The sequence below is a fragment of the Streptomyces sp. NPDC037083 genome, assembly GCF_055606485.1.
On sequence record NZ_JBVJSQ010000002.1, the window covers coordinates 866,451 to 880,962 of the forward strand.

Annotated in this window: 13 protein-coding genes and 1 tRNA gene; 11 read left to right on the forward strand and 3 right to left on the reverse strand. The window is 70.6% G+C overall.

Features of this window, described 5'->3' with window-relative positions; all coding sequences use genetic code 11:
- Positions 1-113: 113 nt before the first annotated feature.
- Positions 114-371 (forward strand): hypothetical protein, encoded by a 258-nt coding sequence (locus tag ACZ7DE_RS08540; RefSeq protein WP_470758960.1) that lies wholly within the window; start codon positions 114-116, stop codon positions 369-371.
- 13 nt (positions 372-384) lie between these two features.
- Positions 385-2,202: a glutamine--fructose-6-phosphate transaminase (isomerizing) gene (gene glmS / locus ACZ7DE_RS08545; RefSeq protein ID WP_470758961.1), complete on the forward strand. Its 1,818-nt coding sequence runs from the start codon at positions 385-387 to the stop codon at positions 2,200-2,202.
- Between the two features lie 100 nt (positions 2,203-2,302).
- On the opposite strand, the gene ACZ7DE_RS08550 is transcribed toward glmS, so the two are convergent.
- A complete protein-coding gene (locus tag ACZ7DE_RS08550; protein ID WP_470758962.1) occupies positions 2,303-2,869 on the reverse strand; it encodes a GPR1/FUN34/YaaH family transporter in 567 nt (188 codons plus the stop codon).
- Positions 2,870-3,017: 148 nt separating this feature from the next.
- The gene (locus ACZ7DE_RS08555; RefSeq protein ID WP_470758963.1) at positions 3,018-3,545 is read right to left on the reverse strand and encodes a universal stress protein; all 528 of its coding nucleotides are present in this window, start codon (positions 3,543-3,545) and stop codon (positions 3,018-3,020) included.
- Positions 3,546-3,920: 375 nt separating this feature from the next.
- On the opposite strand from ACZ7DE_RS08555, the gene ACZ7DE_RS08560 reads away from it, so the two are divergent.
- The 5 genes from ACZ7DE_RS08560 to ACZ7DE_RS08580 all read left to right on the forward strand — a co-directional run bounded on the left by ACZ7DE_RS08560 (position 3,921) and on the right by ACZ7DE_RS08580 (position 7,371).
- Entirely contained in the window at positions 3,921-4,250 is a 330-nt protein-coding gene (locus ACZ7DE_RS08560) for a hypothetical protein (RefSeq protein WP_470758964.1), read from the forward strand.
- A gap of 377 nt (positions 4,251-4,627) precedes the next feature.
- Complete coding sequence (locus ACZ7DE_RS08565) at positions 4,628-5,854, forward strand: helix-turn-helix domain-containing protein (RefSeq protein WP_470758965.1); 1,227 nt, start codon at positions 4,628-4,630, stop codon at positions 5,852-5,854.
- 117 nt (positions 5,855-5,971) lie between these two features.
- A complete protein-coding gene (gene orn, locus ACZ7DE_RS08570; protein ID WP_470758966.1) occupies positions 5,972-6,574 on the forward strand; it encodes an oligoribonuclease in 603 nt (200 codons plus the stop codon).
- Between the two features lie 116 nt (positions 6,575-6,690).
- A tRNA-His gene (locus ACZ7DE_RS08575) sits at positions 6,691-6,763 on the forward strand.
- Positions 6,764-6,828: 65 nt separating this feature from the next.
- A complete protein-coding gene (locus ACZ7DE_RS08580) occupies positions 6,829-7,371 on the forward strand; it encodes a GNAT family N-acetyltransferase (RefSeq protein ID WP_470758967.1) in 543 nt (180 codons plus the stop codon).
- Positions 7,372-7,944: 573 nt separating this feature from the next.
- Here the strand turns inward: ACZ7DE_RS08580 and ACZ7DE_RS08585 are convergent.
- Positions 7,945-9,000, reverse strand: coding sequence for a LacI family DNA-binding transcriptional regulator (locus tag ACZ7DE_RS08585; RefSeq protein WP_470758968.1), 1,056 nt, complete (start codon positions 8,998-9,000; stop codon positions 7,945-7,947).
- Between the two features lie 401 nt (positions 9,001-9,401).
- Here ACZ7DE_RS08585 and ACZ7DE_RS08590 point away from each other — a divergent pair, with 401 nt between their 5' ends.
- The 4 genes from ACZ7DE_RS08590 (at position 9,402) to ACZ7DE_RS08605 (ending at position 14,268) form a co-directional block, all read left to right on the forward strand.
- Complete coding sequence (locus ACZ7DE_RS08590; protein WP_470758969.1) at positions 9,402-10,730, forward strand: ABC transporter substrate-binding protein; 1,329 nt, start codon at positions 9,402-9,404, stop codon at positions 10,728-10,730.
- Positions 10,731-10,735: 5 nt separating this feature from the next.
- Positions 10,736-11,746: a carbohydrate ABC transporter permease gene (locus ACZ7DE_RS08595; RefSeq protein WP_470759001.1), complete on the forward strand. Its 1,011-nt coding sequence runs from the start codon at positions 10,736-10,738 to the stop codon at positions 11,744-11,746.
- Between the two features lie 41 nt (positions 11,747-11,787).
- Positions 11,788-12,675 carry a carbohydrate ABC transporter permease gene (locus ACZ7DE_RS08600; RefSeq protein WP_470759002.1) on the forward strand — a complete coding sequence of 296 codons (888 nt, stop codon included), beginning with the start codon at positions 11,788-11,790 and terminating at the stop codon, positions 12,673-12,675.
- A 162-nt stretch (positions 12,676-12,837) separates the two neighbouring features.
- Complete coding sequence (locus ACZ7DE_RS08605) at positions 12,838-14,268, forward strand: GH1 family beta-glucosidase (RefSeq protein ID WP_470758970.1); 1,431 nt, start codon at positions 12,838-12,840, stop codon at positions 14,266-14,268.
- Positions 14,269-14,512: the final 244 nt, after the last annotated feature.

Here is a 14,512-nt window from a genome sequence, read left to right on the forward strand (position 1 = left end):
GCGAACAGGGGCTCATAACACATTCAACGTTGCCCCAAGGCTCCTTAACAGGTGCCTGCCCGAAATCGGGCACGTTTCTTGCGAAACCGGCCCGCGTCCCTCAGGATCTACGGGTGCACGAGGAACTTGTCGATCATCTGACGCGCTCCACGCCCCTTCAGCGGGGCGAGGCGCTGCGGGTGGTCCAGGACGTGCTCGCCTACTTCGACGAGACGACCGAGGACTACGTCCGTCGCCGCCACCGCGAGCTCCAGGCCCAGGGCCTGGTGAACGCGGAGATCTTCGAACGGATCGAGGCGGACCTGAAATACCGGGCGGTCGCGCCGCCGGAGCTCACGCTCAGGCAGCTGCGCCGCATGGTCTACGGCTGAGGAATACCTATATATGTGCGGAATTGTCGGATACATCGGCAAGCGTGACGTGGCCCCGCTGCTGCTGGAGGGTCTCCAGCGGCTCGAGTACCGCGGGTACGACTCGGCCGGCATAGTCGTCACCTCCCCCAAGACGGCCGGCCTGAAGATGGTCAAGGCCAAGGGACGGGTCCGTGACCTGGAGGCCAAGGTCCCGGCGCGCTTCAAGGGCACCACCGGCATCGCCCACACCCGCTGGGCCACCCACGGCGCCCCCTCCGACGTGAACGCCCACCCGCACATGTCGGCCGACCTCAAGGTCGCCGTCGTCCACAACGGCATCATCGACAACGCCTCCGACCTGCGCAGGAAGCTCGAGGCCGACGGCGTCGAGTTCCTCTCCGAGACGGACACCGAGGTGCTCGTGCACCTCATCGCCCGCGCCCAGGCCGACAAGCTCGAGGACAAGGTCCGCGAGGCGCTGCGCGTGGTCGAGGGCACCTACGGCATCGCCGTCATGCACGCCGACTTCTCGGACCGCATCGTCGTCGCCCGCAACGGCTCCCCGGTCGTCCTCGGCATCGGCGAGAAGGAGATGTTCGTCGCCTCGGACATCGCCGCCCTCGTCGCCCACACCCGCCAGATAGTCACGCTCGACGACGGCGAGATGGCCACCCTCAAGGCGGACGACTTCCGCACCTACACCACCGAGGGCACCCGCACCACCGCCGAGCCGACCACCGTGGAGTGGGAGGCCGCCTCCTACGACATGGGCGGCCACGACACCTACATGCACAAGGAGATCCACGAGCAGGCCGACGCCGTGGACCGCGTGCTGCGCGGCCGTATCGACGACCGCTTCTCCACCGTTCACCTCGGCGGCCTCAACCTGGACGCCCGCGAGGCGCGCCAGATCCGCCGTGTGAAGATCCTCGGCTGCGGCACCTCGTACCACGCGGGCATGATCGGCGCCCAGATGATCGAGGAGCTCGCCCGCATCCCCGCCGACGCCGAGCCGGCGTCCGAGTTCCGCTACCGCAACGCGGTCGTGGACCCCGACACGCTGTACATCGCCGTCTCGCAGTCCGGTGAGACGTACGACGTGCTGGCGGCGGTCCAGGAGCTGAAGCGCAAGGGCGCCCGGGTGCTGGGCGTCGTCAACGTGGTCGGCTCGGCGATCGCCCGCGAGGCCGACGGCGGCGTGTACGTGCACGCCGGCCCCGAGGTCTGCGTCGTGTCGACCAAGTGCTTCACGAACACCACGGTGGCCTTCGCGCTGCTCGCCCTGCACCTCGGCCGCACCCGCGACCTGTCCGTGCGCGACGGCAAGCGGATCATCGAGGGCCTGCGCAAGCTGCCCGCCCAGATCGCCGAGATCATGGAGCAGGAGGCGGAGATCGAGAAGCTGGCCGAGCAGCTCGCCGAGGCCCGCTCGATGCTCTTCATCGGCCGCGTCCGGGGCTACCCGGTCGCCCGTGAGGCCTCCCTGAAGCTCAAGGAGGTCTCGTACATCCACGCCGAGGCCTACCCCGCCTCCGAGCTCAAGCACGGCCCGCTGGCCCTCATCGAGCCCGCGCTCCCGACGGTCGCGATCGTCCCCGACGACGACCTGCTGGAGAAGAACCGCGCCGCCCTGGAGGAGATCAAGGCCCGCAGCGGCCGGATCATCGCGGTCGCCCACCAGGAGCAGGAGAAGGCCGACCAGACGATCGTCGTGCCCAAGAACGAGGACGAGCTGGACCCGATCCTCATGGGCATCCCGCTCCAGCTCCTCGCCTACTACACGGCGAAGGCGCTCGGGCGTGACATCGACAAGCCGAGGAACCTCGCGAAGTCGGTCACGGTCGAGTAGTCCTCCCCGCCGACGCGGAGCGGCCCCCCACGTGCGCCACCGCCACGTGGGGGGCCGCTCTGCTGCCGGGGACGCCCAACTCCCCGGCGTCGGCTGCCGATCAGCCCGTGGCCGTCACGCCGGGGCGGGCAGCGCGTCGCGGAACCGACGTGGGCCAGTGGGCCAGCGCCGCGGTCGCCGCGTACCAGGCCACCGCGCCCGCCGCGACGGCGAACCAGCCGCCGGCCTTGGCGAGACCGTCGCCGTCGGCGAACCGGGCGACGGCCATCAGCACGAGCCCGACGCAGAACAACCCGTAGACGGCCTGGCCGAGTTGGTCGCCCCCGGCGAGGGTCAGGGAGAGCGCCACGAGGGCGAACAGGAGCAGGAAGAGCCCCGCGGCGTTGTCGGAGACCTGGGCGCCGGCCGAGACGGCCCAGGTGAACCAGAAGGCGCCGAGGACGGTGTAGGCGGTGCCGGCGGCCGCGTCACGGTCCCGGAGGGCGAACAGGCCGGCGACGAACAGCGCGACGCCGCCGACGTAGTGGGCGACGGACACGGCGTCCGCGGCCGTCACGCCGTCGATGAGGCCGGTGTACCCGAGCCCGAAGGCCAACAGGGTGACGCCCAGGGCGAGTCGGCCGGCGACCGTGGTGGTGCTGATTCCCGCAGAGACGTCGTTGTCCACGGCGGGCTCCCTTCATGCATGTGCAGTTGTGTGAGCGATATATGCCCTTCACAAAGGCACAAACACCCCTACGCGTCAGTAGATTCATGCGGCGCGACAAGGGGGGCCGGACGTGCCGGGATCTCAACTCACCTGGGAGGACGGCGAGTCAGGGGATGACGACGACGGGCCGCTTGGCCCGCTTGGCGAGCCGCCCGGCGACGGAGCCGAAGATCCGCCCGACGATGCCGTGCGTCGACCCGACGACGATCGCGTCGGCCTCGTACTCCCGGCCGACCTCTTCGAGTTCATGACAGATGTCGCCGCCCCGCTCGACCAGGATCCAGGGCACCTCGGCCAGGTAGTCCGCGCACGCGAGCTCCAGACCGAGCACCTCGGTGCGGTGATCGGGCACGTCGACGAAGACGGGCGGCTCGCAGCCGGCCCACACCGTGGTCGGCAGCCGGTTGGCGACATGGACGATGATCAGGCCCGACCCGGAGCGATGGGCCATGCCGATGGCGTACGCGAGAGCGCGTTCACTGGACGTGGAGCCGTCGAAGCCGACGACCACCCCGTGCTTGAAGGCGGGATCGCAGGAATGGCGTGCCTCTTCAGCCGCCAGGGGCTCGGCCGCCGTAGGGTCGGCGACGGGCCGCTTGCGGTCCGCGGGTTCGAAGAATTCGTGACCGGCCATGGCTGTCTCGGCGTATTGATCCTTATACGGGTGGGACGCGGCGGTGGGCGGCGGAGCTGTCCGGGAATCATCTTCCCAACCCCATACCCCCAAGGGTACGGCGGCACGCCTCCTGGGCCCAGAGCCCGCACGCCCCCGGTGGGGGTTCCAGGGAGCATGCACGAGCGAACGCCCGTAACGCAATGGTTGCTGCCCCGTACAGGCGGTTTGCACAGGGTTCGCTCACGCCGGAGCGCCTCCAGCAGTGACCGACCGCCCGAACCGGCGTTGAACCCCCTGAACCGCACGCACCGCCGCCCCGACCCCACCACCCGGTCCTCTCCCCTCCACTCCACGGCCCCGGCCGCCCCGCCGCTTCAGGAAGGAGCCCGTCCGATGCCCTCGCCCCGCACCACCCCCGAACCCCGCCCCGGCGAAGACCGGACGACCGACCTGATCCGCTGGGCGGCCTTCAGCTGCGTCCTGGTCCCGGTGGTCCTCCTCTGGTACGGCACCTCGCTCGCCGGAACCGCCGGCACCGCCCTCGGCCTCGCCGCCGTCACGGCCGTCTGCCGGGTGCTGCTGCGCCGGTCCGAGCGGTGCGCGGCCCGGTTGCTCGCCGAGGAGCCCGCGCCCCAGGCGCACCACCGGGGGCGCCGTCAGCGCACCGGAACGGGGTCGCACCGTGGCGGTCGTCACTCCGGGGGAAACTCACCGGTCGGTTGACCGGTTTTCACGCACGGACCCGCTTCTTTTCAGCCAACTTCCGGTAAGTGTGCATCTCTTGCCGTAACCACCCCCCACCCCCCGTTCCACCTGCACGGAAAGGGCCTCAGGGGCACTGCGCACCCTACGGGGATTGGCCACCGCACCGAGGCGCACTTCCCTGCACGGCCCACGAGTGCAACGCTTCGTGATCGAATGCTTCACGCCAAGTTGCCATGTCGACAATCTGCCGGGTGCTGAACTGGCCACGCCGGCATCGTGCGACACAGTAGATTCGATCTTGACTGTCTACGGCGGGGGACTCGTGCAGGACCGAGGGGAAACGTGCAGGAGCGACACAACCGAGGAGCCGCGACCACCGAGGGGGGCTTAGCAGGATGAGCCACGACTCCACTGCCGCGCCGGAAGCCGTGGCCCGGAAGCTTTCCGGGCGACGACGCAAGGAGATCGTCGCGGTGCTGCTGTTCAGCGGCGGCCCCATCTTCGAGAGTTCCATTCCGTTGTCGGTGTTCGGGATTGACCGCCAGGACGCCGGCGTGCCGCGCTACCGATTGCTGGTGTGCGGCGGCGAGGAAGGCCCGCTGCGGACCACAGGGGGCATGGAACTCACCGCGCCACATGGCCTGGAGGCGATCTCACGGGCGGGCACGGTCGTCGTGCCGGCCTGGCGTTCGATCACCTCTCCGCCACCGGAGGAGGCGCTCGACGCGCTGCGCCGGGCGCACGAAGAGGGCGCCCGCATCGTGGGCCTGTGCACCGGCGCGTTCGTGCTGGCCGCCGCGGGCCTGCTGGACGGCCGCCCGGCCACGACGCACTGGATGTACGCGCCGACGCTGGCCAAGCGCTACCCGTCGGTGCACGTCGATCCACGAGAACTCTTCGTGGACGACGGCGACGTGCTGACGTCGGCCGGTACGGCGGCCGGAATCGATCTGTGTCTGCACATCGTGCGGACAGATCACGGTAACGAGGCGGCGGGCGCGCTGGCCCGGCGTCTCGTGGTGCCGCCACGCCGGTCGGGCGGTCAGGAGCGCTATCTCGACCGGTCTTTACCGGAGGAGATCGGCGCCGACCCGCTGGCCGAGGTCGTCGCCTGGGCGCTGGAGCACCTCCACGAGCAGTTCGACGTGGAGACGCTGGCCGCCCGCGCCTACATGAGCCGGCGCACCTTCGACCGCCGGTTCCGGTCGCTGACCGGAAGCGCGCCGCTGCAGTGGCTGATCACCCAGCGGGTGCTGCAGGCGCAGCGTCTGCTGGAGACGTCGGACTACTCGGTGGACGAGGTCGCGGGCCGCTGCGGCTTCCGCTCGCCGGTGGCCCTGCGCGGCCACTTCCGCCGCCAGCTCGGCTCGTCGCCGGCGGCGTACCGGGCGGCCTACCGGGCGCGCAGGCCGCAGAACGAACGGCCGACGGACAACGAGCCGTCGCCGCCGCCACCGCCGCCGCTGCACCCCGAGACGCCGGGACCGGTGCCGCCGCAGATCCGGCGCACGGCGGCGACGGCCGGTGCGGTGGGCTCGTCGGCGTCCCTGCCGTCCGAGCACGCGCGCGACGCGTACCTGACCTCGCGCGCGAGTCTGCCGGGGCAGCGCAGCGGTACGTGAGCACCTGGTGACGCCGGGCGGGCGGGCCGAGCCCGCCCGTCCGGCGTTCCGCGTGCGCCCCGGGGGCGCCGGGACACGGGGCGCCTCAAAAGCCGACGTCAGCTTTAGGGTGGTCGCATGAACGATCGCATGGTGTGGATCGACTGCGAGATGACCGGCCTCTCGCTGTCCGACGACGCTCTCATCGAAGTAGCCGCCCTCGTCACCGACTCCGAGCTGAACATCCTCGGCGACGGTGTGGACATCGTCATCCGCCCGCCGGACAGGGCACTGGAGACGATGCCGGAGGTGGTGCGTCAGATGCACACCGCGTCCGGACTGCTCGAGGAACTGGCCGGCGGGACGACGCTCGCGGAGGCCGAGGCCCAGGTCCTCGCCTATGTCCGGGAGCACGTGAAGGAGCCGGGCAGGGCGCCCCTGTGCGGGAACTCCGTCGGCACGGACCGCGGTTTCCTCGCCCGGGACATGGCGGCCCTGGAGGACTACCTCCACTACCGGATCGTCGACGTCTCGTCGATCAAGGAACTCGCCCGGCGCTGGTACCCGCGGGCCTACTTCAACAGCCCCGAGAAGAACGGCAACCACCGCGCCCTCGCCGACATCCGCGAGTCCATCGCGGAACTGCGCTACTACCGCGAGGCCGTCTTCGTGCCGCAGCCCGGCCCCGACTCCGACACCGCGAAGTCGATCGCGGCGAAGCACGTCCTGCCCGCCCAGTAAGGCCCCCGGACGGTGCTCGGGCGGCGTCGGGAAAAGCCGTGCGCGAGCACCCCTTCGGACCCTGTACACTTTTTCTCGGCCGGTAGGGAGACCGCAAAGTCCAACTGCCGGGCGTGGTGGGTGTAGCTCAGCTGGTAGAGCACCTGGTTGTGGTCCAGGATGCCGCGGGTTCGAGTCCCGTCACTCACCCTGAGTCATCAGCCGGTGACTTCCCGCGAGGGAGGTCACCGGCTGATGCGTTTCCGGGAGCAGCCATGCGCGCAGCCGTCCGGCTCGATCCGATCCGGCCCGAGCCGATCCGCACCACCCGGCTCGATCTTCTCCCGCTGCGCGTCGAGCACGCGGCGGAGATGGCGGCCGTCCTCGCCGACCCCGCCCTGCACACGTTCATCGGCGGCGAGCCCAGCACACCCGAGGCCCTGCGCATCCGCTACGAGCGCCTTGTCGCCGGTTCCCCGGACCCGGGCGTCTCCTGGTGCAACTGGGTCCTGCGGCTCCGCGACACCGGCGATCTCACGGGCACCGTCCAGGCCACGGTGAGCGGCCGGGACGAGGCCGAGATCGCCTGGGTGGTCGGCGCCCCGTGGCAGAACCGCGGCCTGGCCTCCGAGGCGGCCGCAGGACTCGTCACCCGTCTCCGGGCCCAGGGCGTACGAACGATCACCGCCCACATCCACCCCGCCCACGAGGCCTCGGCCGGCGTGGCCCGCTCCGCCGGCCTCTCCCCCACCCGCGAACACCACAACGGCGAAGTCCGCTGGCGCCTGTCCCTCCACCACTCCGGCCCCACCCCCTGACCGACACACCGCACTCACCGGCCCCGTTCTCCCGCGCGACGACCGCTCGGCATCCCAGGGACGACCGAGCCCCCCGACGACGCGACAGCCGGCCCACTCGGCACCCCGACCGCCCGACGTCCCGACGTCCCGACAGCCCGACAGCCCGACAGCCCGACAGCCCGACAGCCTCAACCCGCCGGCGACGCAAGGGCAACGCGACACCTCGGCAACCCGCCGGCCAGGCTCATCCATGTCCCGGGCGACGCGGCGGCCAGCCCCTTCGGCACCCCGCACTGCGCGACAGCCCGGCCGCTCGACGACCCCGCGACTCGGCAACTCGGGGGCCCGGCCACCCGGACACCCCGGCGACTCGACAGCCTCACCCCGTCGGCAACGCGACGGCTCGGCAACACGCCGGCCAGGTTCTTCGACGCCCCCGACGACGCGGCAGCCAAGTCCTTCGCCATCCCCGGATCGCGAGCCGGCCCAACCACCCTGCACGCCAACCACCCGACGCCCCGACGCCCCGGTCGCCCGAGGGGGCGACCGCTCGACGAGCCCCGCCCCCGGTGGGGGTGTCTCAGGTCGTCCTCACGACGAGGTTCGGTCCACCAGTTCCGTGGCCAGGACCACCTGGCGGCGTTCCAGTCCTCGTGACACCGCCGGACGGCGGTCCGCGATCTCGGTCAGGAGCAGGTCCAGCATGCGGCGGCCCATCTCCTCGATGGGCTGGCGGACGCTCGTCAGGGGCGGGTCCATGTGGCGGGCGATCGCCGAGTCGTCGTAGCCGACCAGCGCCACGTCCTCCGGGATGCGCCGGCCCGCCTCGCGCAGGGCCTGGCGGGCGCCGGCGGCCATGACGTCGGAGCCGGCGAAGACCGCGTCCAGGGAGGGCGTGCGGGCGAGGAGTTCACGCATCGCGCGGTGACCACCCTCCTCGGTGAAGTCGCCCAGCGCGATCAGGCCCTCGTCCACCTCGTGGCCCGCCTCGCGCAGGGCGTCGCGGTAGCCGTCGACGCGTCGCTGGGCGCCGTAGACGTCGAGGCGGCCGGTGATGTGGGCGATCCGGGTGCGGCCCCGGGAGAGCAGGTGCTCGACCGCCGAGCGGGCGCCGCCGTAGTTGTCGGAGTCCACGGACGGGAGCGTCTCCCCCGCGGACCGCGGACCGCTGATCACCGCGGGGATCTCCAGCTGGGACAGCAGATCCGGCAACGGGTCGTCCGCGTGGACCGAGACCAGGAGCACCCCGTCCACCCGGTGCGCCGCCAGGTACTGGGCCAGCCGGCGACGTTCCCGGTCGCTGCCCGCGAAGATCAGCAGCAGCTGCATCTCCGTGTCGGACAGCTCCGCGCCCACGCCGCGCAGGATGTCCGAGAAGTACGGCTCCGCGAAGAAACGCGTTTCCGGCTCCGGGACGACCAGCGCGATCGCGTCCGTGCGGTTGGCGGCGAGGGCGCGGGCCGCAGTGTTCGGGACATAACCGAGCTCGGCGACCGCCGCCTCCACCGCGGCGCGGGTCGCGTCGCTGACTCTCGGCGAACCGTTGATCACCCGGGAGACCGTGCCGCGGCCGACGCCGGCGCGTGCGGCCACCTCTTCGAGGGTCGGCCGCCCCCCGCTGCGCCCCCGCGCTCCGTGGCTTGCCATGGGCTCCGCCTTCCCGCCGTTGTTCCCGCTGGCCTGGAATCTAACAGTCCCACCCGTTCGGTCCACCGCCGCCGGCGCCCGACATCCCCAGGTCGCCCAGGGCCCGCGACGGCCGTCGGCTCACGCGCCGCACCGGCCCAACTCGGCGGCGCCTGGCGGGAAAGCGCTGTCCGTCCGCGTTAGCTAACAGGCAGATAACTGAACGCGTCTCTCCGCGCTCCCACCCTTGACACCCCCGCCCGAACCGACGACTCTTCAACACATCACTTGTGGGAGCGCTCCCACGGTACCTGACACATACACATCCCGCACGTTCCCCGCCCGAGCCGCAGCGAGTAACTAACGGGCCCAACAATGCAGTTGGCCGGGGGGTCGGCACGTCAGGGCAACAGGAGGACGCAATGCGAGCACGTACCCGAACCGCCCGCCGGGCGGTTGTCCTCGCGGCCGTCGCGTCGCTGGGCGCCGGGCTGCTGGCCGGCTGTGCCGACGACGGCGGCGACGAGGCATCCGACGGTTCGTCGTCCGGCAGTGGCAAGGGCAAGACCACGATCACGCTGGGCCTCTTCGGCACGATGGGCTTCAAGGAGGCCGGTCTCTACACCGAGTACGAGAAGCTCCACCCGGACATCAAGATCGCCGAGAACGTCACCGAGCGGAACGAGAACTACTACCCGGCGCTCGTCAACCACCTCACCACCAACAGCGGCCTGATGGACGTCCAGGCCATCGAAGTGGGCAACATCGCCGAGGTCGTCGCCACGCAGGCGGCCAAGTTCGAGGACATGTCGAAGGTCTCGGGCGTCGACAAGAGCAAGTGGCTCGACTGGAAGTGGTCCCAGGCCACCACCAAGGACGGCCAGACGATCGGTCTCGGCACCGACATCGGCCCGATGGCCCTCTGCTACCGCAAGGACCTCTTCCAGGCGGCCGGTCTGCCCACCGACCGCGAGGCGGTCGGCAAGCTCTGGGCCGGCGACTGGAACAAGTTCGTCGCCACTGGTGAGCAGTACAAGAAGAAGGCCAAGGCCGGCACCTTCTTCATGGACTCCCCCGGCGGTCTGATCAACGCCATCCTCAGCAGTGAGAAGGAGAAGTTCTACAACGCGTCCGGCGAGATCATCTACAAGACGAACCCGGCCGTGAAGGACGCCTTCGATCTCACCGCGAAGGCGGCCGCCGAGGGCTTGGTCCAGGCCCAGACGCAGTTCCAGCAGTCGTGGGACACCACGATCGCCAACAGCAAGTTCGCCACCATCGCCTGCCCGCCGTGGATGCTCGGCACCATCAAGGGCAAGGCCAAGCCCGAGGACGCCGGCAAGTGGGACGTGGCCGTCGCGCCGAAGTCCGGCAACTGGGGCGGTTCCTTCCTGGGCGTGCCGAAGAGCGGCAAGCACGTGAAGGAGGCCGAGGCGTTCATCACCTGGCTGACCGCGCCCGAGCAGCAGGCGAAGCTGTTCAAGGTGCAGGGCTCCTTCCCGAGCGCGCCGAGCACGTACACGATGCCCGAGGTCACCGGCGCGAAGAACGAGATGACCGGCGACTCGCCGATCGGCACGGTCTTCTCCGCGGCCGCCAAGACCGCCCCCGTCCAGGTGATCGGCCCGAAGGACCAGATCATCCAGCAGGGCCTGACCGACAACGGCGTGATCCTCGTGACCAAGGGCAAGTCGGCGGCGGAAGCCTGGAAGACGGCGACCAAGACCATCGACAACAACCTGGACAAGTGACCCGGATGTCCACCCGCCACGACACCGCCGCGCCCCCCGTGAAGGAGGGGGGCGCGGCCCCGGGCCGCCCGCCCGCCGCGCCGACGGAGGCGGACAGGCGCCATCGGGCCCGGCTCTCCCGCCGCTGGCAGCGGGACCTGCGCTGGAGTCCGTACGCGTTCGTCTCGCCGTTCTTCCTGCTGTTCCTCGCGTTCGGCCTGTTCCCGCTGGTCTACACCGGATGGGCCTCGCTGCACCAGGTGGAGCTCACCGCGCCGACCGACATGACGTGGGTGGGGATGCGCAACTACACGCGCATCTTCGACGACGACTTCTTCTGGAACGCGGCGAAGAACACCCTGACGATCGGCGTCATCTCGACGGTGCCGCAGCTGCTGATGGCGATGGGCATCGCCCATATCCTCAACTACAAGCTGCGCGCCTCGACCTTCTACCGGGTCGCGATGCTCGCGCCGTACGCGACGTCGATCGCGGCCGCCTCGCTGGTCTTCGTGCTGCTCTTCGGGCGCGACTACGGCATGATCAACTGGGCGCTGCACTACGTCGGCATCGACGCGATCGACTGGCAGAACGACAAGTGGCCGTCGCAGATCGCCGTCTCGACGATCGTCATCTGGCGGTGGACCGGCTACAACGCGCTGATCTACCTGGCCGCGATGCAGGCGATCCCGCAGGACCTGTACGAGTCGGCGGCGCTGGACGGCGCGAGCCGCTGGAAGCAGTTCCTGCACGTGACCCTGCCGTCGCTGCGGCCGACGATCCTGTTCACGGTCGTCGTCTCGACGATCGGCGCGAGCCAGGTCTTCGGCGAGCCGCTGCTGTTCGACGCCAACAAGGGCGCGTCGGGCGGAGCGGAGCACCAGTTCCAGACGCTGGGTCTGTACCTGTACGAGCAGGGCTGGGTGAACCAGCACCTGGGCCGGGCCTCGGCGATCGCCTGGACGATGTTCCTGATCCTGATCGCGGTGGGCATCGTCAACTACGTCATCTCGCGCCGGCTGCGCGCCAGTAGTTAGGAGTACCGGCCGTGACGACGACGACAACGACCGCGAGGTCCGTGGAACCCGAGGACGCCGTACCGACGGCCCGGAAGGTGCGCCGGCCGAAGTCCGCGCGGGCCGGCGGGCAGCTGCACGGCGGTCCGATCGCGTACATCATCCTCACCCTGTTCACCGTCGGCTCGCTGTTCCCGCTGGTGTGGACGGCGATCGCCGCCTCCCGCGACAACAACCGGCTGGCCCAGTCGCCCCCGCCCTTCGTGTTCGGCTCCAACCTCTTCCACAACCTGGACGTGGCCTGGAACGACGCGAACCTGGGCAAGGCGTTCGTCAACACCACGATCGTGGCGGGGACTTCGGCGGCGACGATCGTCTTCCTGTCGACAGTCGCCGGGTTCGCCTTCGCCAAGCTCCGCTTCCGGGGCCGGGGCGCGCTGATGCTGATCGTGATCGGCACGATGATGGTGCCGCCGCAGCTGAGCGTCATCCCGCTGTACATGATGGTCGCCAAGCTGGAGTGGACGGACCAGCTCCAGGCGGTGATCCTGCCGTCGCTGGTGAGCGCGTTCGGTGTGTTCTTCATGCGGCAGTACCTCATCCAGGCGCTGCCCGACGAGATCATCGAGGCGGCCCGGGTGGACGGCGCGAGCAGCTGGCGCGTGGTGTGGCACGTGGTGTTCCCCGCGGCGCGCCCCGCGATGGCGGTGCTCGGCATGCTGATGTTCGTCCAGACGTGGAACGACTTCCTGTGGCCGTTCCTGGTGCTGAGCCAGACCGGCAACCCGACCGTGCAGGTCGCGGTCGCGGGCCTCGGCCGCGGGTACACCCCGGACCAGTCCCTGATCATGGCGGGCGCGCTGCTGGGCACGCTGCCGCTGCTGCTGGTCTTCGCGATCTTCGGCAAGCAGATCGTGGGCGGCATCATGCAGGGCGCCGTGAAGGGCTGACGACGCGCCGGAGCACCGCGCGCACCGCAAGACGCCCTCCCGTCCGTGACTTCTCGGGGGCCGGGTCACCGCAGCCTCGGCCCCCTCCGCATCACTTCCCCCAAAACCCGTCGGTCGCGACGACCTCGACGACCTGCGACGACCTTTCATGGGAGCGCTTCCATGCCCGAGCCCGTCAATCCGGTGACCTTCCCTCCCTCCTTCCTCTGGGGCGCCGCGACGTCCGCGTACCAGATCGAGGGGGCCGTGCGGGAGGACGGCCGTACGCCGTCGATCTGGGACACCTTCAGCCATACGCCGGGCAAGACGTCCGGTGGCGAGTCCGGCGACATCGCTGTCGACCACTACCACCGCTACCGCGACGACGTGGCGCTGATGGCGGACCTGGGCCTGTCGGCGTACCGCTTCTCCATCTCCTGGTCCCGCGTCCAGCCCACGGGCCGCGGCCCCGCGGTCCAGGTGGGCCTGGACTTCTACCGCCGCCTGGTCGACGAGCTCCTCGCGAAGGGCATCAAGCCGGCCGTCACCCTCTACCACTGGGACCTCCCCCAGGAACTGGAGGACGCGGGCGGCTGGCCCGAGCGGGACACGGCGTTCCGGTTCGCCGAGTACGCGCAGATCGTCGGGGAGGCGCTCGGCGACCGCGTGGAGAACTGGATCACGCTGAACGAGCCCTGGTGCAGCGCGTTCCTGGGCTACGCGTCCGGGGTGCACGCACCGGGCCGCACCGACCCGGCGGCGTCGCTGAGGGCGGCCCACCACCTGAACCTGGCGCACGGACTGGGCACCTCGGCGCTGCGCTCGGTGATGCCGGCCCGCAACGCGGTGGCGCTCAGCCTCAACTCGTCGGTCGTGCGCCCGCTCTCCCCGGGCAACCCCGGGGACCTGGCGGCCGTCCAGAAGATCGACGACCTGGCCAACGGCGTCTTCCACGGCCCGATCCTGAAGGGCGCCTACCCGGAGACCCTGCTGGCGGCGACCTCGTCGCTGACGGACTGGTCGTACGTCCTCGACGGCGACCTGCGCAGCATCAACCAGCCGCTGGACGCGCTGGGCCTGAACTACTACACGCCCACCCTGGTCTCGGCGGCGGACGCGGAGCCGAAGGGTCCGCGCTCCGACGGCCACGGCGCGAGCGACCACTCCCCCTGGCCGGGCGCGGACGACGTCGCCTTCCACCAGACCCCGGGCGAGCGCACGGAGATGGGCTGGACGATCGACCCGAGCGGCCTGCACGAGCTGATCATGCGGTACACGCGGGAGGCGCCGGGGCTGCCCCTCTACGTCACGGAGAACGGCGCGGCCTACGACGACAAGCCCGACCCGGACGGCCGCGTCCACGACCCGGAGCGCATCGCCTACCTGCACGGCCACCTCTCGGCGGTGCGCCGGGCGATCGCGGACGGCGCGGACGTGCGCGGCTACTACCTCTGGTCCCTGCTCGACAACTTCGAGTGGGCGTACGGCTACGACAAGCGGTTCGGTGCGGTGTACGTGGACTACGCGACCCTCACCCGCACCCCGAAGTCGAGCGCGTACTGGTACGGCAAAGCGGCCCGGACGGGGACGCTGCCGGAGATCGAGAAGGCCTGATCACAGGACCACCCGACCCTGGGTGGGGGGAAGGGGAGGGCGCGGCAGGCTGTGGGGGCCTGCCGCGCCACGGCTCCGGGGGCCCCCAAGCCACTGGGCCCGGGGGAGCGAGAACACAAACCCGGGGGGGAACACCCCCCCCCCCTCCGATGGGGGGGGCGTCGGGTTTGGGAGGGACGCCGCCCCCCCCGGGACGGGCGAACCGGCTCGCGAGGGGTGGCGGGGGCACCACGGATCGGGTACC